We start from the raw sequence: 23159 nt of genomic DNA on the forward strand, positions 1-23159 counted from the left end.
ATGCAGACTTTGAACACCACGCTGCTGATCATCGGCGGCGGCCCCGGCGGCTATGTGGCGGCGATCCGCGCCGGCCAGTTGGGCATCCCGACCATCCTGGTGGAAGGCCAGGCGCTGGGCGGGACCTGCCTGAACATCGGCTGTATTCCGTCCAAGGCGCTGATTCATGTGGCCGAGCAGTTCCACCAGACCCGGCACCACAGCCAGAGCTCGGCCCTGGGCATCACGGTCTCGGCGCCAACGCTGGATATCTGCAAGAGCGTGGAATGGAAGGACGGCATCGTCGATCGCCTGACCACCGGCGTCGCGGCATTGCTGAAAAAGCACAAGGTCCAGGTCATTCAAGGCTGGGCCAAGGTGATCGATGGCAAGACGGTCGAGGTCGGCGATACCCGCGTTCAATGCGAACACCTGCTGCTGGCCACCGGCTCGAAAAGCGTCGACCTGCCGATGCTGCCGATTGGCGGGCCGATCATTTCCTCCACCGAAGCCCTCGCCCCGACCTCGGTGCCCAAGCACCTGGTGGTGGTCGGCGGTGGCTACATCGGCCTGGAACTGGGCATCGCCTACCGCAAGCTCGGCGCCGAAGTCAGCGTGGTCGAGGCCCAGGAACGGATCCTGCCAGCCTACGACGGCGAACTGACCCAACCGGTGCACGAAGCGCTCAAGCAATTGGGCGTGAAGCTGTACCTCAAGCACAGCGTCGAAGGCTTCGATGCCCAGGCCAGCACCTTGCAAGTGCGTGTTCCCAATGGCGAGACGCTGAACCTGGACACCGACCGGGTGCTGGTGGCCGTTGGTCGCAAACCCAACACCCAGGGCTGGAATCTCGAAGCGTTGGACTTGGCGATGAACGGTTCGGCCGTGAAAATCGACAACCGTTGCCAGACCAGCATGCGCAATGTCTGGGCCATCGGCGACCTGAGCGGCGAACCGATGCTCGCTCACCGGGCCATGGCCCAGGGCGAAATGGTCGCCGAGCTGATCGCCGGCCAGCACCGGGAATTCAACCCGACCGCCATCGCGGCGGTGTGCTTCACCGACCCGGAACTGGTGGTGGTCGGCAAGACGCCGGACGACGCCAAGGCCGCCGGGCTGGATTGCATCGTGTCGAGCTTCCCGTTCGCCGCCAATGGCCGGGCCATGACCCTGGAATCGAAAAGCGGTTTCGTACGGGTCGTGGCGCGCCGGGACAATCACTTGATCGTCGGTTGGCAAGCCGTCGGCGTCGGCGTCTCGGAGCTGTCCACCGCGTTCGGCCAGTCCCTGGAAATGGGCGCACGCCTGGAAGACATCGCCGGCACCATCCACGCCCACCCGACGCTGGGCGAGGCGGTGCAGGAAGCGGCGTTGCGGGCGTTGGGGCATGCGTTGCATCTGTAACTGTTTTAGGTGATTGGCCTTGTGGCGAGGGGATTTATCCCCGCTGGGTTGCGCAGCAACCCCAAAACCAGTCACCGCCGGGCGTCAGATATCCGAGCTAATGGGGCTGCTTCGCAGCCCAGCGGGGATAAATCCCCTCGCCACAGGCTGCGAAACAGCCCCGGAATGAAGTATTGTTGTCCCCATCCAAAAAACGTCAGAAGCCTTGAACCGTTTCGACGGTTGTTAAGAAATAGAGGGTGTCATGGGTAACGAGAGCATCAATTGGGACAAACTGGGCTTTGACTACATCAAGACCGACAAGCGCTACCTGTCGCACTGGCGCGATGGCGCGTGGGACGCCGGCACCCTGACCGACGACAACGTGCTGCACATCAGCGAGGGCTCCACCGCCCTGCACTACGGTCAGCAGTGCTTCGAAGGCCTGAAGGCCTATCGCTGCAAGGACGGTTCGATCAACCTGTTCCGCCCGGACCAGAACGCCGCCCGCATGCAACGCAGCTGCGCGCGCCTGCTGATGCCGCACGTCGAAACCGAGCAGTTCGTCGAAGCCTGCAAGCAAGTGGTCCGCGCCAACGAGCGCTTCATCCCGCCTTATGGCACCGGCGGCGCGCTGTACCTGCGTCCGTTCGTGATCGGCGTGGGTGACAACATCGGCGTGCGCACCGCACCCGAGTTCATCTTCTCGATCTTCTGCATCCCGGTCGGCGCCTACTTCAAGGGTGGCCTGACCCCGCACAACTTCCTGATCTCCAGCTACGACCGTGCCGCCCCACAAGGCACTGGCGCGGCCAAGGTCGGTGGCAACTACGCCGCCAGCCTGATGCCCGGCTCCCAGGCCAAGAAGGCCAGTTTCGCCGACTGCATCTACCTGGACCCGATGACCCATTCGAAAATCGAGGAAGTCGGCTCGGCCAACTTCTTCGGCATCACCCACGACAACAAATTCGTCACCCCCAACTCCCCTTCGGTCCTGCCGGGCATCACCCGCCTGTCACTGATCGAACTGGCCAAATCGCGCCTGGGCCTGGAAGTGATCGAAGGCGACGTGTTCATCGACAAGCTGTCGGATTTCAAGGAAGCCGGCGCCTGCGGTACCGCCGCGGTCATCACCCCGATCGGCGGCATCAGCTACAAGGACAAGCTGCACGTGTTCCACAGCGAAACCGAAGTCGGCCCGATCACCCAGAAGCTCTACAAAGAGCTGACTGGCGTGCAGACCGGCGACATCGAAGCGCCAGCGGGTTGGATCGTCAAGGTTTGAGCCAGGCCCATCCGTAGCACTTAGGCGCTTCTTTGTAGCGAGGGGGTAATCCCCTCGCTACAAAGTGCTTCAGGATTCAAAAAAGGAGAGCGCCTCTGCCGTCACCTGTCGGCTCTGGGCCGATCCGCCCTGCGCTCGAAAATCGCCCCCTCGATACCCAGCACTTCACGCGTGTCGGCATAGATCCCGACGCCCTTTTCCCAGACATGCTTGATCGACTGATCGGCGCAACGAATCCGGTAATTGAGTTCGAACGGCTCCTGCCGCGACAAGGCATATTGCACCTCGCGCCAGACGTAATCGGCATCCTGCGCCAGGATCAGGCTGTTGTAGGTGAATTCATGGTTGTCCACCAGCCGCTCCGGTGGATACCCGGTCAGTTGCAGGCACCCGGCACTGACGAATTCCATGGTCCAGTCGCGGTTGTTGCGACCGCGATAGATCAGCCCCGGCATGCTGTCGAGCAGGCTCATGCTGCTGCGCTGGCTCGCCTGTAAGGCAATCTCGCGCCGCTTGTGCGCAGTGATGTCGCCGGCCACCAGATAGAAACCCTGGGGCCCGCGCTTCAGGCTGACCTCGAACCAACGCAGTTCCCCCGAAGGGTGAACAAAACGCAGCCGCTGGTTGAAGGAGGTTTCGGGGCGTCGACGCAGTTCATGCAGGGCCTGACGCCACAACGAACGGTCTTCGTGGTGCACATAGTCGATGAGGTTGCGTTCCGTGCCTGGCAGGTCCATCAGCTCGACCCAGGCCAGGTTGAAGTGGGCAATCTGACCGCTGTCGCCCAGTTCAAGCAACGCCGCCGGAAAGCGATCCATCAGGTGCAAGGGCAGTGTCTGCACAAATGCCTCTGGTCGTTCCATCATCTAATGACGCTCCTCGTGTCTCATCGACGCACCGTTGTGCACCCACGCCGCCAGCTCCAGGCGAGAGTGCAGGCTGAACTTCTGCAACAGATTCCTCACATAGATCTTGACCGTACCATCGCTGATCCCCAGTTCCCGGCCGATCTGTTTATTGCTCATGCCGGCGCCGATCAGGGCCAGGGTCTGCCCCTCGCGCTCGGTCAGGTTGCCTGTGTCTGGCAGGTCCAGATCGTGAGTGGTCCGGCTCACCGACCCGCCTTGATCGGCCAGCAGGGCCACCAGGGTTGAATCCAGGACGATCGCGCCCTTGTGGCAATTGCGCATGTAGCTCAACAACGCATCGGGCTCGGTTTCCTTGAGCACGTAGCCACTGGCCCCCAGGCGCAAGGCCGTCAGCAGCTCGGCGCGATCCATCGACGCGGTGAGCACCACCACCTGGCAGTCGAGGCGCAACTGACGCAGTTCGTCGAGTACCTGCAAACCGCTCAAACCGGGCATGTGCAGATCGAGCAAGACCTGCTGCGGCGCCAGGCTCACGGCCAGGTTGATGCCTTCGCGACCGCTGGCCGCCTGCCCCACCACTTCGAAGTCGTCACTGGCGTCGAACAGCTGCGCCAGGCCTTTGCGAAACAATGGGTGATCATCGATCAGTAATAAGGTCGTGCAGTCCATCGAAACTCCCCTCTGGCAGGTCTTGGTGGCGGCGAAGGCCAAGGTGTACGCGGACCCCATGCGGGCGGATCGCTTCAATTGTCAGCCGGGCGCCAATGCTCGCGGCGCGCTCGCGGATAATCGCCAGGCCAAAGTGGTTTTCCTCCCCTGACGCCGGGCTCAGGCCGATGCCGTCATCCTCCACCGAAATAGAGGCATCACCGTCCTGGTTTTGCCGCAACTCGATGCGTACATGCCGCGCATGGGAATGGCGCACCGCGTTGGCCAGTGCTTCGCGAATGATCTGCAAAACCTGTAGCTCGGTGCCGGGGCTCAAGGCATCGTCAGCCAGGCGATTGTCCAGTTCGAAAACAATGATGCAGCGTCGCGAAAACTCCGCGATGGAGTCGGCCAGGGCCTGGCGCAGCGAGCGCCCGTCCATGGTCAGGCGAGCGTTAGTGATCAGCTCGCGCACCTGGCGCTGCAACTGGCTCAAGCCGACGCACAGTTCCTGCAACCCGGCGCTGGCCTGCACCGGCTCGCCCGACTGCGATTGCAGTAAACGCGCCTGGAACGACAGGTAACCCAACTGCTGAGCCACCGAATCGTGCAGCTCACGAGCCAATGCGCCGTGCCGGGAGGTGGCCTGTTTGCGCTGTTGCTCACGGGTGTAGCAGCGCAAGCGCACGGTGACGCCGACCGCCTGCGCCGCCTCTTCCAGCAACGGGCGCCAGCTGGCGTGGGCCGGTTGTGGGGTATCGAGCAACAACAGCCCTTTGCACGAATCGTCACTTGGCGGCAAGGCACACAGCAGGCGATGTACACCCCGTTGCCGGCAAGCGCCACAGACCTGCGCCGCCTCAGCCAGCGTCGAGTCACGCCAAGGGCAACGCGCTACGCCCTGACAGCTTTCGAGCAATCCGCGCCGCGCCGGCCCCAGGTCTTCGCCGCCCAGGATCAGATTGAGTTTGCAGCTGGGCAGCAGTGCTTCGAAACGGTCCAGAAAACCCGCCAAGGCACCGTCAGCGTGCACCTGGCACAAGGGCAATCCTGCCAGTAGTTTTCGCACGCTGCGCGCTTGGTCGGGGCGGATACGCCCCAACCAGAGCGGCCACCACTGCGCTCGTATTCGCACTCTGGATAACTCCCCGTCCGGTTGCTCAGCCCTGAGCAACGACCAGCAACTTCCATGCCCCGAACAGAGGTCGCGCAAGGCTTATCTCCAAAGACATAGCCCTTTTTCCGGATTGAGAAGATTTTCCCCATAGGAAAGTATCTTCCCCAACAGGAAACATTTTTCCCGTCCAACGCCACCTTTCTCGCCCTTCCACAGGCGCGGATCAGCCAGGAAAGCCCACATGACGGATAGACACAGCGCCGCCCCGGACCGACTTCACAGCCTCCCGCGCTATCGCCAGCCGCTGCCGCGTGAAAGCGTCACCCGGCATATCGTGGTCATGCAATCCGCAGCCGCCGGCTCACCCTTTGTCGGGACACTGGAACAGCCCCTGGTGCTGAACGGCGAGAGCGCCGACTTTGCCCGGCGCTGGCATCAGGCGCTGGTCAACGCCACCGTCGGCAGCCACCTCTACATCATGGGCGACGAGGCTTTTATCTGGCGCATCCACGGCGAGGCCCGCAGCGCCGGTCTGGAAAATGACGAGATCGACATCACCCGCACGCTGGCCGGCCCGCGCCGGGTGTATTGCGTGCATTGTGGCCTGACCCAGTCTGCCGGGCCGCAACCGCTGCTGAACTGCATCGGTTGCGATGTCGGGCTGGAAGTGCGCGAACACTTTTCCCAACGCCTGGGGGCGTACCTCGGCGTCTGCAGCAACCCCGACCGGCCTTATAGCGGAGTAAGGCCATGAGCGTCGCGCTTGAGGTGCGGGTCAGCGCGGCACGAATGCTCACCCCGGCGGTGCGCGAATTCACCCTTCAATCCTGCACCGGGCCATTGCCAGGATTCTCCCCCGGCAGCCACGTGCAGGTTCACCTGCCGCTGACCGAAGGCAAGGTGCGCAATGCCTATTCGCTGACCAGCGACCCTGCGGACAACCGGCATTACCGCATCGCCGTACGCTTGCAGGAAGCCTCCCGCGGCGGCTCGCACTACCTGCATCGGCACGTTCAGGTTGGCGACACGCTGCAGATTTCGCCGCCGGCCAATCTGTTCGCGCTGCACTCGACCGCCGGCCTGCACATCCTGATCGCCGGAGGCATCGGCATCACGCCGTTCATGGCCTACATCGCGGCCCTGGAACAAAGCCAAGCCCCCTTCGAGTTGCATTACCTCTATCGCCCGGGCCTGAGCGATGCCTATGTCGAGGAGTTGCAACAGCGGCTGGGATCGCGACTGCACACCTACGCCTGCCGCCCGGACCTGAACCACATCCTGCGGGATCGGCCGATGGGCAGCCACGTTTACACCTGCGGTCCGCAACCGTTGCTTGATGCGGTTCGGCAGCAGGCCAGTGTCCTTGGCTGGCCGCCCGGCCGGGTGCACTGGGAAGCCTTCAGTGCCGCAAAGCCAGGCCAGCCCTTTGATCTGGAACTGCTGCGCAGTGGCCGACGCCTGCGGGTCGGCGGCGAACAAAGCCTGCTCGAAGCCCTGGAATCCGCCGGACTGCAAATCCCCAACCTGTGCCGCGGCGGCGTCTGTGGCCAATGCATGACCCGCCACGTGGGCGGAAAAATCGAACACCGCGACAGCTTTCTGAGCCCCGCCGAGCAGGCTGAATTTCTCATGCCCTGTGTTTCCCGCGGCTGCGACCCTTGCGTTTCGCTGGACCTTTAGGAGTCGACCATGACCATTCAATCAAGCCCCGTGCAGAGTTACCGAGACGACTTCAGCTTTCGCAACAGCCCCACGGCCATCCGCCGTTTTCCCTTCCCCTTCACCGAGGACAGCTACCTGTATTCGGTGAACATCGAACCGGCGACGTCCCGGGATCCCGGCTCGGTTTACCAGCACGGCTTCGACATCGACGAACACTACCGTTCGGAAATGGCCGAACGCGCCCTGGTGCTGGACAAGGATCCACGCCGCTATCTGGTGATGCCGCACATGCAAGTGGCCGCCTGGGATGCGCTGCAGATGCTCATGGAACACCTCACCACTGACTATCCGCAGTGGTTCCAGCTGGCGCGTGACGGTGATCACTGGCATTGGCACAACACGCTGCTCAATATCGATCAACACTTTGTCTTCGGTGACGCCACCAGCCTGCCCTGCGAGCCGCTGGAATTCATCGGCCGCCAGGTGCAGGGCGATTTTGCCCTGCTCGATCAGCGCGACGGCGATCTGTACATGGACGCCGGCCTGGTCACCAGCCCGGCCGACTGGTCCCTGGCCTTCGACGCCGGCATGAGCTTCAAGCAGTGGCATTCACCGGTGCCCATGGCCCATCAGATGGGCGTGTTCGACCGCGCGCTGAAGTACCTGCTCAACCTGCAAGTGGGCCAGCCGGTGCGGCGCCTGAACTGGACGCTGACCATCAACCCGCGCCTGGACTCCTCGCCCGAAACTTTCCATGAATGGGGCGCCGACCGCGGCCGCATCACCGCCGAAAACGTCGGGCAACAGGTGCATCTGCGCGTCGAACTGCAAGTGATGGCCCGTCTGCCGCGCAGTAACGCGGTGATGTTCAGCATCCGCACCTACCTGATCAGCATGGACGAACTGGTCACTCAACCCGGCTGGGGTTGTCGCCTGCACCGCGTGCTGCGCGACCTGCCCGAGCCGATCGCCGACTACAAAGGCATGAGCCGCTACCGACAGACCCTGGTCCAGTGGCTGAGCCGCTTCGACCAGGCCTGAACCCTGACCCACTTTCACCGACAAGGATCCTCACATGGCTCACTCATGGCGTATTTCTGCACTGGCCGAACGGCACCGCGCACTCGGCTCGAACCTGGAAGACTGGAACGGCATGGGCACTGCCTGGACCTATGCCAGCGACCTGGCCGATCACCATCAAGCGATCCGCACCCGCGCCGGGCTGATGGACGTTTCCGGGCTGAAGAAAGTCCACTACGTCGGCCCCCATGCCGAAAGCCTGCTGCAATGGGCGACCACCCGCGACATCGCCAAGCTCTACCCCGGCAAATCGGTGTATGCCTCGATGCTCGACGAGGAAGGCAAGTTCGTCGATGACTGCATCGTCTACCGTACCGGGCCCAACGCGTTCATGGTGGTCCACGGCGCCGGCAGCGGTCACGAAATGCTGGTGCGTTCATCCCAGGGCCGGCAAGTGGCGGTGCTGTTCGACGACGACCTGCACGACCTGTCGCTGCAAGGACCGCTGGCGGTGGACTTTCTCGCCGAGCACGTCCCCGGGATTCGCCAGCTGCCCTATTTCCATCACCTGCAAACCCGCCTGTTCGATCGCCCGGTGATGATCTCCCGCACCGGCTACACCGGCGAACGCGGCTACGAGATCTTCTGCAAGGCGGCCGACGCCCCGGCGTTGTGGGACAGCATCCTCGAACAGGGCGCGGGCCTGGGCATCATCCCCTGCGCCTTTACCGCCCTGGACTGGTTGCGGGTGGAAAGCTCGCTGATGTTTTTTCCCTACGACAACTCGCAGATGTACCCCTTCGCCGACCAGAAGGCCGGCGACACCCTCTGGGAAATGGGCCTGGACTTCACCGTTTCTCCAGACAAACGCGAATTCCGTGGCGCCGAAGAGCACTTCCGGTTGCGTGGCCAGGAGCGTTTCAAGATCACCGGCGTGTTGCTCGAAGGCGTGCGCGCCGCCGAGGCTGGCGACACCCTGTGGCAGGGCAACCAGCAAGTCGGGGTGATCACCTGCGGCATGTATTCGCGCCTGAGCAAACGCTCCATGGCCATCGCCCGCATGAACGTCGCCTGCTCGGTTCCCGGGATTGCCTTGCAGGTGCGTGGCAGCCAGGAAAGCGCCGCGGTGACCCACGCCCTTCCCTTCGACGACCCGGAAAAAACCAAGCGCACGGCCAAGGGCTGAGCCTCTACCACTTTGCATCGGGAGCCCTCGATGGACACCTCCAGCGAACACTACATTCTCAAGATCAACTGCCCGGCCGCGTCCGGCATCGTCGCCGCGATCAGTACCTGCCTGGCCCGGCAACAGTGCTACATCAGTGAGCTCGCGCAATTCGACGATGAGTTCACCGGGCAGTTTTTCATGCGCGCGGTCTTTCGTTTCAACACCGGCGTGACCGGCGATATCGGCGCCCTGCGCGAAGACCTGGGCGACCTGGCCGGCGGCTTCGACATGCAGTGGCAACTGTTCTGCTCGAGCCAGCCAACCCGAGTGCTGCTGATGGTCAGCAAATTCGACCATTGCCTGACCGACCTGCTGTACCGCCACCGCAAGGGCGAGATGGACATGCACATCACTGCCGTGGTCTCCAATCACCTGGACCTGCGGGCCATGGCCGAACGTGAAGGCATTCGCTTCATCTACCTGCCGGTCACCAAGGACAGCAAGGCCAGCCAGGAAGTCGAGCTGATGCGCATTGTCGAGGACACCCAGACCGACCTGGTAGTACTCGCCCGCTACATGCAGATTCTCTCCGACGGCCTGTGCCAGCAACTGTCCGGTCGGGCCATCAACATCCATCACTCGTTCCTGCCCGGTTTCAAGGGCGCCAAACCCTATCACCAGGCGTATGACCGGGGCGTGAAGCTGATCGGCGCGACCGCCCATTACGTCACCAGCGACCTCGACGAGGGGCCGATCATCGAGCAGGAAATCCAGCGCGTCGACCACACTCACCTGCCCGATTCGCTGGTTGCCATCGGCCGTGACACCGAAACCGTCGCCCTTTCCAAAGCCCTGAAATACCACCTGGAACACCGGGTGTTCATCAATCAGGACAAGACAGTGATCTTTCGCTGAAACCCTTCAGGAGGCACGCTCATGACACTACGCGTAGCAATCATCGGCGCCGGCCCGTGCGGCCTGGCTCAACTTCGCGCCTTCCAGTCAGCCCGCGACCAGGGCACCGCCATTCCCGAACTGGTGTGCTTTGAAAAACAGCAGGATTGGGGCGGCATGTGGAACTACACCTGGCGCACCGGTCTGGACGAGAACGGCGAACCGGTGCATGGCAGCATGTACCGCTACCTGTGGTCGAACGGCCCGAAGGAATGCCTGGAGTTCGCCGACTACACCTTCGAAGAGCATTTTGGCCGCCCCATCGGCTCTTACCCGCCGCGGGAAGTGCTCTGGGATTACATCAAGGGCCGTGTCGAAAAAGCCGGAGTACGGGATTACATCCGATTCAACAATGTGGTGCGCCAGGTCACCTTTGACCAAGAGACTCGCCGCTTCACGGTGGTTGCCCAGGACCACGGCAGCGGTACCCAGACCTCGGAGCAGTTCGATTATGTGATCAACGCCTGCGGGCACTTTTCGACACCGAAGATGCCGTACTTCCCCGGATTCGAGCAGTTCGGCGGGCGCATCCTCCACGCCCATGATTTCCGCGATGCACTGGAGTTCAAGGGCAAGGATCTGCTCATCGTCGGCAGCAGCTATTCTGCCGAAGACATCGGTTCCCAGTGCTACAAATACGGCGCCCGCAGCATCACCAGTTGCTACCGCACCGCGCCGATGGGCTATGACTGGCCCGCCAACTGGGAAGAAAAACCGTTGTTGCAGCGCCTGGAAAAAAACCGCGCGTACTTTATCGACGGCACCCACAAGCACGTCGATGCGGTGATCCTCTGCACCGGCTACAAACATCACTTCCCCTTCCTGCCGGACGAACTGTGCCTCAAGACCGATAACCGGCTATGGCCGATGAATCTGTACAAAGGCATTTTCTGGGAGCCCAACCCGCAACTGATCTACCTCGGCATGCAGGATCAGTGGTACTCGTTCAACATGTTCGACGCCCAAGCCTGGTACGCCCGCGATGTCATCCTGAGGCGCATTCAACTGCCCGGCCAGGCCGAAATGATCGCCGACAGCCGGCAATGGCACGAACAGGAACAGACACTGGAAACCAACCAGCAAATGTTCGAATACCAGGGCGCCTACATCCAGCACCTGGTGAACGCCACCGACTACCCGAACTTCGACATCGCCGCCGTCAATGAAACCTTCCTGCACTGGAAGCACGACAAAGCGGAGAACATCATGGGTTATCGCGACAAGTCCTATCGCTCGTTGATGACCGGAACCCAGTCACCGCCGCACCACACCCCTTGGTTGCATGCACTGGACGACTCGATGGCGGCGTACCTCGCTGAGCCGCCGATGTCCGTCAAGTCGATCGGTTGACCCGGGAGCCCCACCATGAACGCACCTCGTGTTTCCCATCCGCGCGAGCCCGGACTCTTTGCCCGGGCCCCGGCCCTGGAGCGCTATCGGGTGGCGGCCGGCGGCCTGACGCTGGTGGCCTTGCAGCCCGGCGACAGCCTGCAAGTGATCGACCTTGAAGGTCAGCAATCCTGTGAACTGCTGGCCGTGGACACCCACGGTCACAGCGCGCTGGCGGCCTGGGCGTTGAGCGGTTCGGCGGCCTGCGAATTCATCGGCGCACGGCTCGCCGAACCGACCTTGCAAGCTCGACGTATCCACCAGGCGTTGCGCCGACGCGGCGTTGATCCCTACCACCTGCCCAATGCCGCTTCACTCTGGGACGAGGACAGCCCTGCCGACTTCAGCCGCCAGTTTGTCGCCAGCGATGAACTGTTGGTGATTGTCGCCGCGCCCGCCGGTCCCACGTCCGTCGATCGGCAATACCGGCCCAGCGAGCTGCGGTTGTGGGTGACTCGGGCCAATCCCTCGTCGCTGCTGCTCCCGGCATTACCCGAACCGTTGGGCGAGTTGCTCGACGAATTCACTCTTCACGCCGGCACCGCCCACAGCTACACGGTCGGCAAAGGGCAATACGTGCAGGTGCTCGACGTCGCCGGCCGCCAATGCTCGGACTTCGTCGCCCTCGATCGGCGGGCGTTGGATCGCGGCCAGGAACTGGACCTGGACCAGACCGTTACCCGCACCTTGAACGGCAGCGCCTACCCGGCACCGGGACTGTTCTCGAAGTTTTTTGACCGGCAGATGCAACCGATGCTGGAAGTGGTGCGTGACACCGTCGGCCGCCACGACTCCTTCGCCCTGGCCTGTGCCGCGCGTTACTACGAGAGCCATGGCTACTTCGGGCACGACAACTGCAGCGACAACCTGAGCCGGGCCTTGGCGCCTCACGGGGTCAAGGCTCGCAGCGGTTGGCCGGCGATCAATCTGTTCTTCAACACCGGGATCGACGCCCACCAGCAGATGACATTGGACGAGCCCTGGTCGCGTCCCGGCGACTACGTGCTGCTGCGAGCCATGACCGATCTGCTGTGTGGCAGCACCTCATGCCCGGATGACATCGACCCGGCCAACGGCTGGAACCCGACCGATATCCATGTCCGCCTCTACAGCGAAAAGGAGCGTTTTTCCATCGCCATGAGTACTCGAACCACGGCCGATGCCGACCCGATCCTCACCCGTGAGTCCGCGTTCCACTCACGCACCAGCGCCTTGACTGGCAGCTTTACCGACTACCGAAACTGGTGGCTGCCGCTGCGCTACGACGGCTATGGCGCCATCGAGGAATACCTCGGTTGCCGCGAACGCGTCGCGGTGATGGACCTGACCGCCCTGCGCAAATTCGAAATACTCGGCCCCGACGCCGAAGCCTTGTTGCAGTACTGCCTGACTCGGGATGTGCGGCGCCTGGCGGTGGGTCAAGTGGTGTACTCGGCGATGTGCCACGAGCATGGCGGCATGCTCGACGATGGCACCCTGCTGCGCCTGGGCCCGGATAATTTCCGCTGGATCTGCGGTGAGGATTACGCCGGAGTCTGGCTGCGCGAACAGGCGCAAAGGCTCGGCATGAAGGTCTGGGTCAAATCCGCCAGCGAGCAGATTCACAACCTGGCCGTCCAGGGCCCGATGAGTCGTGAACTGCTAAAGCAGATGGTCTGGACCCCAGCGACCCAACCGAGCCTGGAAACCCTCGGCTGGTTCCGCTTCCTGGTGGGCCGCCTGGATGGTTACGACGGCTGCCCGCTGATGATCTCGCGCACCGGTTACACCGGCGAACTGGGCTACGAAGTCTGGTGCCAGCCCGAAGATGCCGAGCGGGTCTGGGACCGGATCTGGCAACTGGGCCAACCGCTGGGCCTGGTACCGCTGGGCCTGGAAGCACTGGACATGCTGCGCATCGAAGCCGGACTGATTTTCGCCGGCTACGAGTTCAGCGACCAGACCGATCCTTTCGAGGCAAGTATCGGTTTTTCTGTGCCGATGAACAGCAAAACCGACGACTTCATCGGCCGTGATGCGCTGTTGCGGCGCAGTGCCCACCCCGCTCAAAAGCTGGTGGGCCTGCAACTGAGTGGCAACGAAGCCGCCCACCACGGTGACCCGGTGTATCGCGGCCGGGCCCAGGTCGGGGTCATCACCAGTGCCTGCCGCTCGCCGCTGCTGGCCAGCAACATCGCGCTGTGCCGGGTCGACGTGGCCTGCGCCGACGTCGGCACGACGCTTGAGATCGGCAAAGTCGATGGCCTGCAGAAGCGCATCAGCGCCGAGGTCACCGCAGCGATTTTCTACGACCCGCAAAAGAGCCGGGTGCGCAGTTGATCGACCAGACGGACCTGGGCGCCACCCTGACTTTGACTGCCCCCACTACTCCGCTACTCAGACATGGGAATACGAAGATGGAAGCGACTACGTTCGAGACCGTACCGCAGGCCGCCAGCACCGTTGGCAGCCTGCACCGCAAGATCGATTGGCGCGGGGCTTTCTGGGTTGCCAGTGGCGTGCCCGCGCTGGTGCTGTTTTCAATCGGCGCGATTGCCGCCACAGTGGGCAAACCGGCCTGGATCGTCTGGATCGTGTCGATCCTGTTCGGGTTTATCCAAGCCTTCACCTATGCCGAAATCGCCGGACTGTTCCCGCACAAATCCGGCGGCGCCTCGGTCTATGGCGCGGTCGCCTGGGTACGCTACAGCAAGCTGATCGCACCGGTTTCGGTGTGGTGCAACTGGCTGGCCTGGTCGCCGGTGCTGTCGATCGGTTCAGGGCTGGCAGCCGGCTACATACTCACCGCACTGTTTCCCGCCGATGCGCTGATCAATACCTGGCAATTGACCCTGCTCGATCTGGGTTGGATCAAGAGCGGCCTGTCACTGCGGATCAATGCGACATTCGCCATCGGTCTGTTGATCCTGCTGACGGTGTTCGCCGTGCAGCATGGCGGTATTCTGCGCTCGGCGCGCCTGACCCTGGTGCTCGGCGTGACGTCGCTGATCCCCTTGCTGCTGGTGGGCGTGGTGCCGTTGCTCACCGGCGATGCGGCCCAGGCCAATTTCCTGCCGTTGTACCCCCTGGCCCATGATGCCGCCGGGCAAGTGATCGATGGGCCCTGGGATCTGTCCGGCTGGACACTGATGGCCGGCGGTCTGTTCATGGCCGCGTGGTCCACCTACGGCTTCGAAACGGCGGTGTGCTACACACGGGAATTCAAAGACCCCAAGCGCGACACGTTCAAGGCGATTTTCTATGCGGGTCTGCTGTGCATTCTGGTGTTCACCCTGGTGCCGCTGGCGTTTCAAGGCAGCCTGGGACTCGGCCAACTGGTGACACCGGCCGTGCTGGACGCCAGCGGTGCAGTGGTTTCGCCGGCAGTCTACAGCGGCCTGCTGTCGCCCGCGATCTACAGCGGCATGGGCGTCGGCCAGGTGATGGCGGACAGTATCGGCGGCGGTAAACTGGTCGCCAACATCGTGCTGATCATGCTGGTCCTGGCCACCCTGCTGGCGATCATGACGTCGATGTCCGGCTCATCGCGCACCTTGTACCAGGCGTCGGTGGATGGCTGGCTGCCGAAGTACCTGGGCCGCACCAATGAACACGGCGCGCCCACCGCCGCGATGTGGACCGACCTGTGTTTCAACCTGCTGCTGTTGCTGATGTCCGACTATGTCTTCGTGCTCGCGGCGTCCAACGTCAGCTACATCATCTTCAACTTCCTCAATCTCAACGCAGGCTGGATCCATCGTCTGGATCGTCCCGACTGGATACGCCCGTACAAAGCCCCTACCGTGCTCCTGGCGGCCGGTGGTGTGCTGAGCTTCGTCAACCTGGCCTGCATGGGGCTGGGCGCCGATATCTGGGGCGCGGGAACCCTGACGACCGGCCTGCTGCTGGCGCTGTTGATCCTGCCGGTGTTCTGCTACCGCCACTATGTGCAGGACAACGGGCACTTCCCCGAAGCCATGCTTAACGATCTCTACGTCCAGGCTGATACGGGTCAAAAACGCGCGGGCTGGTTGCCTTACCTCACGCTGGTCGCAGGTGTTCTAGTGGTGTACGGCAGCCATCAATTGGTAGTCTGAACACCCTTTGCTTGCAGATCCCTGATGAATCATCGAGGCGCAACGACGCCTCGGTGATTATTTCGCCCCTCTATCATCCAAGACAACGGTGACTCTTTTGATCGGCACCACCCCCGCACTTGCTCGCGATATCGACGGCAAGGCCATCTCCGCCCTGGTTCTCGACGAGGTTCGAGAAGAGGTTCTGGCCCTCGCGCACCGGCACATCTACCCCGCCCTGGCTGTATTGTTGGTGGGCGAAGATCCGGCCAGCGAGGTTTACGTGCGCAACAAATTGCTGCGGGCCAAGGAAGTCGGCATTCGCTCCCTGGAGTACCGTCTGCCAGCCAATGCCAGCCAGCACCAGGTACTGGAACTGATTGCCCACCTGAACGCCGATGTCACGGTGAACGGCATTCTGGTGCAGTTGCCGTTGCCGGGACATATCGACGAAGCGGCAGTCATCCAGGCCATCGACCCGGTCAAGGACGTGGACGGTTTTCATCGCGAGAACGTCGGCGGCCTGGTGCAAGGCATGGAAGTGCTGACACCCTGCACGCCCAGCGGCTGCATGCGTCTACTGCACGAAACCTGCGGCGATGTGAGCGGCTTGCACGCCGTGGTCGTCGGGCGCTCGAACATCGTCGGCAAGCCCATGGCGACCTTGTTGTTGCAGGCTCACTGTTCGGTCAGCGTGGTGCACTCACGCAGCGTCGATGCCCCGGCGTTGTGTCGACTGGCCGATATCGTCGTCGCGGCGGTAGGCCGTCCCGGGCTGATCGATGCCAGTTGGCTCAAGCCTGGCGCCGTGGTGATCGATGTCGGGATCAATCGTATTACGGACGAATCCGGCAGCCATCTGGTGGGTGATGTCGACTACGCCAGCGCGCGCACCGTCGCCAGCGCAATCACGCCAGTACCCGGTGGCGTCGGGCCGATGACCATTGCCTATCTGCTGAAGAACACCCTGATCGCCAGCCAGTTGCAGCATGCGGCCCAGGCCCGCGGGCAGACATCTGCCAGCCATCTGGTGGTGAGTTGAGCACAATGCGTACGACCCGTTCGAGGGTGTAATGCTGTTTACTTGATCGTTCCCGGAGATTCTGATCTTCCGTTCCTAGCGTGTTTTTTGGGTGGGATTGGTGTGTATATCCGTTACCGCAAAAACGGATATGCACGCCAAACCATATAAATATCGGGCCTTCTCAAATAAAGCCAAAAACAACCGTAACTATCAGTGGTTGTAAGCACGCTCGTTGTGTTCAGCCAGGTCCAGCCCCATCTCCTCCACCGACTCATCGGCGCGCAAACCGATCACCGCGTTGATCACCTTGAGAATGACCCAACTGATGACAAAACAGTAAACCGTCGTCAGCAGTACGCCTTTGATTTGCGCAACGACCTGAGCCCCCATGGTCACGCCTTCGACCAATCCCCCCACCGACGGCACACAGAACACCCCGGTCAACACCGCGCCGATCATCCCGCCAATGCCGTGCAAGCCGAACACGTCGAGGCTGTCGTCATAACCGAAGCGCCGCTTGAGCACGGTGACACTCAGGTAGCAGAACACTCCACACAACAAACCGATGGCCAACGCACCGCCGACGCCGACATACGCGCACGCCGGCGTGATGCCCACCAGACCCGCCAAGGCACCACTGGCCAAGCCCAAAGCACTCGGTTTGCCAACCTTGAACCACTCGGTGAACATCCAGCCGAGAATACCGGCGCACGCCCCCAATTGGGTGTTGAGCATGACGATGCCAGAAGTGCCGTTGAGGCCACCGCCGGAACCGATGTTGAAACCGAACCAGCCCACCCAGAGCATCGCCGCACCGGCCATGGTCAGGCTCAGGTTGTGGGCGGGCATCGGCGTGTTCTGGTAGCCCTTGCGCTTGCCGAGAATCAGGCACGCGGCCAAAGCGGCGACACCGGCATTGATGTGCACGGCGGTGCCACCGGCGAAATCGAGTACGCCCCAGTTGTGCATCAAAGCGCCCGCGCCTCCCCAGACCATATGCGCCACCGGGGCGTACACCAGGGTGAACCACAACGCCATGAACCACAGCGCCGCCGAAAACTTCATGCGTTCGGCGAATGCACCGGCAATCAGCGCCGGGGTGATGATCGCGAAGGTCATCTGGAAGGTCACGAATACACCTTCCGGAATATCCCCAACCAGGCTCTCCGGGGTCATGCCCGCCAGAAAGGTCCGGCTCAAACCACCGACGAAACTGTTGAACGTCACCTGCCCCTCGATCATGCCGGTGCTGTCGACCACCATGCTGTAGCCATAGATTACCCACAGCACGCCGACCAGGCCGGCGATGCCGAAGCATTGGGTGAACAGCGAAAGCATGTTCTTTGCCCGGACCAAGCCACCGTAAAACAATGCCAGTCCCGGTAGACACATGAACAGCACCAGCACCGCGGCAGTGACCATCCAGGCGGTGCTGCCGGTGTTCAAGGCGGGTGCATCGGCGGCCTGGGCCAAGGGCGCAAATGCACCGGCCGCCAATAAACCGAGAAGGGATTTGCCGAGAAGACGATTGACCATGTTCAAAGCTCCTGCAAAGAAAGGTGAGTGTCGGGCAGCGAGCAATAAAGAATGAGAGACGGGCCTTTTCGGCCTCTCGAATATAAATGCCAGGAACAGGACTTGTGGGAGCGGGCTTGCTCGCGAAAGCGGTGGGTCAGCTTGCAGCAGTTTTGACTGTGCCACCGTCATCGCGAGCAAGCTCGCTCCCACAGGTTTTTCCGGGGCGTTCACAGGCATCGCGCACGCCACAGATCCCTTGTGGGAGCGAGCCTGCTCGCGATAGCGGTGGGTCAGCTTGCAGCAGTTTTGACTGTGCCACCGTCATCGCGAGCAAGCTCGCTCCCACAGGTTTTTCCGGGGCGTTCACAGGCATCGCGCACGCCACAGATCCCTTGTGGGAGCGAGCCTGCTCGCGATAGCGGCGGGTCAGCTTGCAGCAGTTTTGACGGTGCCGCCGTCATCGCGAGCAGGCTCGCTCCCACAGGTTTTTGTCAATAACCGGTACCAGAGCCTGGAACCCAGTTGGTTCCCGCCAACGGCACTCGCGCCATGGCCGCCGATTCCACCGTCAACGCCACCAGATCCTCGGGGTCGAGGTTGTGCAGGTGTGACTTGCCGCAAGCCCGGGCCATGGTCTGAGCCTCCAGTACCAGGACGCGCAGGTAGTTGGCCAAGCGGCGGCCCCCCTCCACCGGATCCAGTCGCTTGGACAGCTCCGGGTCCTGCGTGGTGATCCCGGCCGGGTCGCGGCCGTTCTGCCAGTCATCATAAAAGCCGGCCGCCGAGCCGATCTTCTTCAGCTCTTCATCCAGGCGCGGGTGGTTGTCGCCCAGCGCGATCAGTGCTGCGGTGCCGATGGCCACCGCATCCGCGCCCAGTGCCATGGCCTTGGCCACATCGGCACCGTTGCGAATTCCGCCAGAAACGATCAGCTGGACCTTGCGATGCATGCCCATCTCCTGCAAAGCCTGTACCGCTTGCGGGATGGCCGACAAAATCGGAATCCCCACGTGCTCGATAAAGACCTCCTGGGTCGCCGCTGTCCCGCCTTGCATGCCATCGAGCACGATCACATCCGCTCCGGCCTTCACGGCCAGCTTGACGTCGTAGTACGGCCGGCTGGCACCGATTTTCACGTAGATCGGTTTTTCCCAATCAGTGATTTCGCGGATCTCGGCAATCTTGATCGCCAGGTCATCCGGGCCGGTCCAATCGGGGTGACGACAGGCACTGCGCTGATCAACACCAATCGGCAAGGTGCGCATGCCGGCGACGCGCTCGGTGACTTTCATCCCCAGCAACATACCGCCGCCACCGGGTTTGGCGCCTTGCCCCAGGACGATTTCGATCGCGTCAGCCTTGCGCAGATCGTCCGGGTTCATGCCGTAGCGCGACGGCAAGTACTGATAGACCAAATGCTGCGACTGGCCGCGCTCCTCCGGGGTCATGCCGCCGTCACCGGTGGTGGTGCTGGTGCCCGCGATGGTCGCGCCACGGCCCAGGGCTTCCTTGGCATTGGCCGACAACGCACCAAAACTCATGCCGGCGATGGTCACCGGAATCTTCAAGTGGATCGGCTTCTTGGCAAAGCGGTTGCCGAGGATCACATCGGTGCCGCATTTCTCCCGATAGCCTTCCAACGGGTAACGCGAAACACTGGCGCCAAGCAGCAGCAAGTCATCGAAGTGCGGCAGCTTGCGCTTGGTGCCGCCGCCGCGAATATCGTAGATGCCGGTCTCGGCGGCACGCTGGATTTCCTGGATGGTCAGACGATCGAAGGTGGCTGACTCGCGCAGTACGGGTGCCGCTTTTTGGCTGGTGAGGTCGCTCATATCTGTTCTCCTCGCGCGGATCAGTACGCGGACGCATTATCGACTTTGAAGTTGTACAGCTGACGGGCCGAACCGTAGCGCTTGAAGTCAGCCGCCTTGTGCGCGAAACCGGCACGGTTCAACAGGTCCTGGAGTTCTTGGAGGTGCTCGGCACGCATCTCTTTCTCGATGCAATCGGAGCCCAGGGACTCCACATTGCCCTTCACGTAGATGTGGGTCTCGTACAAGGAATCACCCAGCGCATCGCCGGCATCACCGCAGACCACCAATCGCCCGGCCTGGCCCATGAAGCAGCTCATGTGGCCGATGCTGCCGCCTACGACAATGTCGATGCCCTTCATGGAAATTCCGCAACGCGCGCCGGCATCCCCTTCAATCACCAGCAGCCCGCCATGGGCCGTGGCACCGGCCGCCTGGGAGGCGCTGCCTTTGACGCGGACGTAGCCGGACATCATGTTCTCGGCGCAACCGACACCGACGTTGCCGTGGACGGTGATCGAGGCTTTCTGATTCATACCCGCGCAGTAGTAGCCGGCGTGACCCTGGATATCGATGGACAGCACTTCGTTCACCCCGACCGCGAGGTTGTGCTTGCCGTCCGAATGCGTCACCACCCATTCGCGGTCTTCAACGTTGCTGACCTGGTCGTGCAACGCCTGATTGAGTTCACGCACAGTGGCAGTGGAAAGATCGATGGTTTTCATGTGTGCGCCCCTTAAGCTGACTCGCGTTCCCAGATGTACATAGTGGCCGGTACCGGCTCCCAGACCTTGGCATGCTCGATACCCGGCAGGCTCGACAGGGCCTGATACTCGGAGGCCATGGCGACGTAATCGTCGGTCTCGGCGAGGATCGCCGGCTTGCAGGCAATCGGGTCGCGGATTACGGCAAAACCGTTGCGGGTGCCGATGGCGAAGGTGAAGAAACCGTCCAGATCCTCCAGCGAATGATCCAGCGCTTCTTTCAATGAGTCGCCCTGCTGCAGGCGCCAGGTCAGGTAGCCGGCGGCCACTTCGGTGTCGTTGTCGGTCTCGAAGTGAATGCCTTCGCGCTTGAGTTCCTGACGCAGGCGGAAGTGATTGGACAGCGAGCCGTTGTGCACCAGGCACAGGTCAGCGCCAGTAGAGAACGGGTGACTGCCTTCCATGGTCACCGCGCTTTCAGTGGCCATGCGGGTGTGGCCGATGATGTGGCTGCCCTTCATGCCGGCCAGGCCGAAGCGTTGGGAAATTTCCTGGGGCAAGCCCATTCCCTTGAGGATTTCGATGCTCTGGCCAGCGCTCATGATGCGCACGTTTGGCGCCAGTTCGGCGAGGGCCAGACGTACCGCCGTCTCTTCGGCATTGACCTTGAGCACGGCAGCGCTGGCGTTCTGGAACCAGTCCAGCGAGCAGCCAAGGCGCCCTTCCAGCTCACCCATCAGGGTTTTCCAGTCGAAACCGTCGGTGGTCGCCTGCAGGGTCAGCTTGATCCAGCCGTCGGCCACCTCATCGCCATAAATGGCGAAGCCGGCACTGTCCGGACCACGATCGGTCATGGCCTGCAACATTGGTTCGAAGAGCTTGCCGAGCTGGGACTCCAGCTGCGGATTTTTCAGGTAAAGACCTACGATCCCACACATATCAAGTCTCCTTCGGAGGCAGTGAACACTCGACGCCGTGCCGGGTGCCCGAATGGTTGTCAAAACACTGGGTCAGAAAAATTCGGTGTAGCGCTGGATCTCCCAGTCGGAGACATGGCGGCTGTATTCCACCCATTCCATGCGCTTGAGCTTGATGAACTCACCTACGATCTGCGGGCCCAGCACCTCAGCGAACAGCGGGTCGGCTTCCAGGGCGTCACAGGCTTCCTTGAGCGATTGCGGCAGGGTCTTGATGCCTCGCGCGGCGATCTGTTCCAGGCTCAGGCTGTAGAGGTTCTCATTGCAGACGTGGTCGATTTCCAACTGGCGATCGATGCCATCCAGGCCGGCGGCGATGATCGCGGCGCTGACCAGGTAGGGATTGCAGCCGGCGTCCGGCAGGCGGAACTCCAGGCGGCCGTAAGGCACCCGTACCATGGCCGAACGGTTGTTGGCGCCGAAGGCGATAAAGGCCGGCGCCCAGGTCGCGCCGGACAACGAATTACCGACCACCAGACGCTTGTAGGAGTTGACCGTCGGCGCGGCGAAGGCACACAGCGCCGGGCCATGGGCCAGCAGGCCGGCGGCAAAGTGATAAGCCATTTTCGACAGGCCCATGCCGCTGGGGTCGCTGGCATCATGGAACAGGTTCTTGTTCTCGGCGCTGCTGATCGACAGGTGAAAATGCATGCCATTGCCGGCGCGTTTCGGGTCAGGCTTGGGCATGAACGAGCAGATCATGCCCAGGTCATTGGCGATTTCGCCGGCAGCCATGCGAAAAAACGTGAAGCGATCCGCCGAGGTCATGGCGTCGCTGTAGGTGTAGTTGATCTCGAACTGGCCGTTGGCGTCTTCGTGGTCAATTTGATAGACCTCGAAATCCACTGCCTGCAAAGCTTCGGTCAGCCGCTCCAGGAAAACACGGGAGCGCGACAGGCCTTTGTAGTCATAACAAGGCTTGTCCAGGTTGTCGCTGGGGTCCACCAGTTGCAGTTTGCCCTGTGCGTCGCGGCGCATCAGGTTGAACTCGGGCTCCAGGCCGGTGTTGAGCGTCCAACCCTTTTCTGCCAGGCGCTGCACTTGTTGCTGCAACACATAACGGCTGTCATACGGATGCGGCTTACCGTCGACATGACCGATGCACACCACTCGCCCGTAACCCGGCTGCCAGGGCACCGGGGTCAGGGTGGACAAATCACCGCGGGCCATGAAGTCCGGCCCGTGGGGCTCCATGCCCATGCCGCTGATCGCGAATCCGGCAAAACCCGCCCCCTCTTCAGCCACGGCCTTGAGCCCACAGATAGGCACCGACTTGGTTTTGGCCGCCCCGTGGATATCCACAAATTGCGCAAGCACGTACTTGATTGCGTGCTTGTCGATGATGCGCTGGGTTTCTGCTGGCAACATTGCTCGTCACTCCTCGCGAAAGGCAAAACAGTGTGGATGGCCTTGACTGACTTTTTATTCCTAAAAAGAAAGTTAGTTTCCCAATAGGAATGCAAGGCCCTTGCCAAATTCGCGAGTGAAGCGCCGTCGCTCCCAGAAAAGCGCTTTTGTGCTGTATATATGGGAAAATTCTTTTCCCAGTGGGAATATCGCTCGACAGACGCGAGCCGAACGCCGCCATTTGCACTT

Annotated in this window: 19 protein-coding genes; 11 read left to right on the plus strand and 8 right to left on the minus strand. The window is 62.1% G+C overall.

Annotated elements, in window-relative coordinates; all coding sequences use genetic code 11:
• The gene (lpdA, locus tag DTP52_RS21495; RefSeq protein WP_109755135.1) at nt 1-1383 is read left to right on the plus strand and encodes a dihydrolipoyl dehydrogenase; all 1383 of its coding nucleotides are present in this window, start codon (nt 1-3) and stop codon (nt 1381-1383) included.
• 244 nt (nt 1384-1627) lie between these two features.
• Entirely contained in the window at nt 1628-2647 is a 1020-nt protein-coding gene (locus tag DTP52_RS21500; RefSeq protein ID WP_109755136.1) for a branched-chain amino acid aminotransferase, read from the plus strand.
• A 101-nt stretch (nt 2648-2748) separates the two neighbouring features.
• Here DTP52_RS21500 and DTP52_RS21505 read toward each other — a convergent pair whose 3' ends face one another.
• From DTP52_RS21505 to DTP52_RS21515, 3 genes are read right to left on the minus strand one after another with little or no spacing between them, the layout of a single operon-like run.
• On the minus strand, nt 2749-3513 hold the full coding sequence (locus tag DTP52_RS21505) for a PAS domain-containing protein (protein WP_109755137.1): 765 nt from the start codon (nt 3511-3513) through the stop codon (nt 2749-2751).
• Complete coding sequence (locus DTP52_RS21510; RefSeq protein WP_109755138.1) at nt 3514-4185, minus strand: response regulator; 672 nt, start codon at nt 4183-4185, stop codon at nt 3514-3516.
• Nucleotides 4154-5233, minus strand: coding sequence for an ATP-binding protein (locus DTP52_RS21515; RefSeq protein WP_109755139.1), 1080 nt, complete (start codon nt 5231-5233; stop codon nt 4154-4156). Before DTP52_RS21515 ends, DTP52_RS21510 begins: the two co-directional genes overlap by 32 nt.
• Before the next feature lie 289 nt (nt 5234-5522).
• Between DTP52_RS21515 and DTP52_RS21520 the strand changes: the two genes are divergently transcribed.
• The 9 genes from DTP52_RS21520 to DTP52_RS21560 all read left to right on the plus strand — a co-directional run bounded on the left by DTP52_RS21520 (nt 5523) and on the right by DTP52_RS21560 (nt 16571).
• Nucleotides 5523-6035 (plus strand): dimethylamine monooxygenase subunit DmmA family protein, encoded by a 513-nt coding sequence (locus tag DTP52_RS21520; RefSeq protein WP_109755140.1) that lies wholly within the window; start codon nt 5523-5525, stop codon nt 6033-6035.
• The gene (locus tag DTP52_RS21525; protein ID WP_109755141.1) at nt 6032-6961 is read left to right on the plus strand and encodes a PDR/VanB family oxidoreductase; all 930 of its coding nucleotides are present in this window, start codon (nt 6032-6034) and stop codon (nt 6959-6961) included. Before DTP52_RS21520 ends, DTP52_RS21525 begins: the two co-directional genes overlap by 4 nt.
• Nucleotides 6962-6970: 9 nt before the next feature.
• Nucleotides 6971-7984 (plus strand): DUF3445 domain-containing protein, encoded by a 1014-nt coding sequence (locus DTP52_RS21530; RefSeq protein ID WP_109755142.1) that lies wholly within the window; start codon nt 6971-6973, stop codon nt 7982-7984.
• Between the two features lie 34 nt (nt 7985-8018).
• Nucleotides 8019-9149: an aminomethyltransferase family protein gene (locus DTP52_RS21535; RefSeq protein WP_109755143.1), complete on the plus strand. Its 1131-nt coding sequence runs from the start codon at nt 8019-8021 to the stop codon at nt 9147-9149.
• 30 nt (nt 9150-9179) lie between these two features.
• On the plus strand, nt 9180-10046 hold the full coding sequence (gene purU, locus DTP52_RS21540) for a formyltetrahydrofolate deformylase (protein WP_109755144.1): 867 nt from the start codon (nt 9180-9182) through the stop codon (nt 10044-10046).
• A gap of 21 nt (nt 10047-10067) precedes the next feature.
• On the plus strand, nt 10068-11435 hold the full coding sequence (locus tag DTP52_RS21545) for an NAD(P)-binding domain-containing protein (protein WP_109755145.1): 1368 nt from the start codon (nt 10068-10070) through the stop codon (nt 11433-11435).
• 15 nt (nt 11436-11450) lie between these two features.
• Nucleotides 11451-13793, plus strand: coding sequence for a DUF1989 domain-containing protein (locus DTP52_RS21550; RefSeq protein ID WP_109755146.1), 2343 nt, complete (start codon nt 11451-11453; stop codon nt 13791-13793).
• Between the two features lie 77 nt (nt 13794-13870).
• Complete coding sequence (locus DTP52_RS21555; protein ID WP_109755147.1) at nt 13871-15550, plus strand: APC family permease; 1680 nt, start codon at nt 13871-13873, stop codon at nt 15548-15550.
• A gap of 97 nt (nt 15551-15647) precedes the next feature.
• Nucleotides 15648-16571: a bifunctional 5,10-methylenetetrahydrofolate dehydrogenase/5,10-methenyltetrahydrofolate cyclohydrolase gene (locus tag DTP52_RS21560; RefSeq protein ID WP_178082497.1), complete on the plus strand. Its 924-nt coding sequence runs from the start codon at nt 15648-15650 to the stop codon at nt 16569-16571.
• A gap of 192 nt (nt 16572-16763) precedes the next feature.
• Here DTP52_RS21560 and DTP52_RS21565 read toward each other — a convergent pair whose 3' ends face one another.
• The 5 genes from DTP52_RS21565 to glnT all read right to left on the minus strand — a co-directional run bounded on the left by DTP52_RS21565 (nt 16764) and on the right by glnT (nt 22931).
• Entirely contained in the window at nt 16764-18089 is a 1326-nt protein-coding gene (locus tag DTP52_RS21565) for an ammonium transporter (RefSeq protein ID WP_109755149.1), read from the minus strand.
• 473 nt (nt 18090-18562) lie between these two features.
• The gene (locus tag DTP52_RS21575; RefSeq protein ID WP_109755151.1) at nt 18563-19903 is read right to left on the minus strand and encodes an FMN-binding glutamate synthase family protein; all 1341 of its coding nucleotides are present in this window, start codon (nt 19901-19903) and stop codon (nt 18563-18565) included.
• 20 nt (nt 19904-19923) lie between these two features.
• The gene (locus DTP52_RS21580) at nt 19924-20607 is read right to left on the minus strand and encodes a protein glxC (RefSeq protein ID WP_109755152.1); all 684 of its coding nucleotides are present in this window, start codon (nt 20605-20607) and stop codon (nt 19924-19926) included.
• A gap of 11 nt (nt 20608-20618) precedes the next feature.
• Nucleotides 20619-21524, minus strand: coding sequence for a glutamine amidotransferase family protein (locus DTP52_RS21585; RefSeq protein WP_109755153.1), 906 nt, complete (start codon nt 21522-21524; stop codon nt 20619-20621).
• 72 nt (nt 21525-21596) lie between these two features.
• The gene (gene glnT, locus DTP52_RS21590; protein ID WP_109755154.1) at nt 21597-22931 is read right to left on the minus strand and encodes a type III glutamate--ammonia ligase; all 1335 of its coding nucleotides are present in this window, start codon (nt 22929-22931) and stop codon (nt 21597-21599) included.
• Between the last annotated feature and the right edge of the window lie 228 nt (nt 22932-23159).

Source organism: Pseudomonas sp. 43mfcvi1.1 (assembly GCF_900115935.1).
In the GTDB taxonomy this organism is placed as follows: Bacteria; Pseudomonadota; Gammaproteobacteria; order Pseudomonadales; family Pseudomonadaceae; genus Aquipseudomonas; species Aquipseudomonas bijieensis.

Excerpts from the sequence above, each read along its gene's own strand:
- DTP52_RS21525 (WP_109755141.1), top strand. The coding sequence starts at position 6,032 with ATGAGCGTCGCGCTTGAGGTGCGGGTCAGCGCGGCACGAATGCTCACC.
- DTP52_RS21575 (WP_109755151.1), bottom strand. The coding sequence starts at position 19,903 with ATGAGCGACCTCACCAGCCAAAAAGCGGCACCCGTACTGCGCGAGTCA.
- DTP52_RS21505 (WP_109755137.1), bottom strand. The coding sequence starts at position 3,513 with ATGATGGAACGACCAGAGGCATTTGTGCAGACACTGCCCTTGCACCTG.
- DTP52_RS21565 (WP_109755149.1), bottom strand. The coding sequence starts at position 18,089 with ATGGTCAATCGTCTTCTCGGCAAATCCCTTCTCGGTTTATTGGCGGCC.
- purU (WP_109755144.1), top strand. The coding sequence starts at position 9,180 with ATGGACACCTCCAGCGAACACTACATTCTCAAGATCAACTGCCCGGCC.
- glnT (WP_109755154.1), bottom strand. The coding sequence starts at position 22,931 with ATGTTGCCAGCAGAAACCCAGCGCATCATCGACAAGCACGCAATCAAG.
- DTP52_RS21500 (WP_109755136.1), top strand. The coding sequence starts at position 1,628 with ATGGGTAACGAGAGCATCAATTGGGACAAACTGGGCTTTGACTACATC.
- DTP52_RS21520 (WP_109755140.1), top strand. The coding sequence starts at position 5,523 with ATGACGGATAGACACAGCGCCGCCCCGGACCGACTTCACAGCCTCCCG.
- DTP52_RS21535 (WP_109755143.1), top strand. The coding sequence starts at position 8,019 with ATGGCTCACTCATGGCGTATTTCTGCACTGGCCGAACGGCACCGCGCA.
- DTP52_RS21555 (WP_109755147.1), top strand. The coding sequence starts at position 13,871 with ATGGAAGCGACTACGTTCGAGACCGTACCGCAGGCCGCCAGCACCGTT.
- DTP52_RS21510 (WP_109755138.1), bottom strand. The coding sequence starts at position 4,185 with ATGGACTGCACGACCTTATTACTGATCGATGATCACCCATTGTTTCGC.
- DTP52_RS21530 (WP_109755142.1), top strand. The coding sequence starts at position 6,971 with ATGACCATTCAATCAAGCCCCGTGCAGAGTTACCGAGACGACTTCAGC.
- DTP52_RS21585 (WP_109755153.1), bottom strand. The coding sequence starts at position 21,524 with ATGTGTGGGATCGTAGGTCTTTACCTGAAAAATCCGCAGCTGGAGTCC.
- DTP52_RS21580 (WP_109755152.1), bottom strand. The coding sequence starts at position 20,607 with ATGAAAACCATCGATCTTTCCACTGCCACTGTGCGTGAACTCAATCAG.
- DTP52_RS21550 (WP_109755146.1), top strand. The coding sequence starts at position 11,451 with ATGAACGCACCTCGTGTTTCCCATCCGCGCGAGCCCGGACTCTTTGCC.
- DTP52_RS21545 (WP_109755145.1), top strand. The coding sequence starts at position 10,068 with ATGACACTACGCGTAGCAATCATCGGCGCCGGCCCGTGCGGCCTGGCT.
- lpdA (WP_109755135.1), top strand. The coding sequence starts at position 1 with ATGCAGACTTTGAACACCACGCTGCTGATCATCGGCGGCGGCCCCGGC.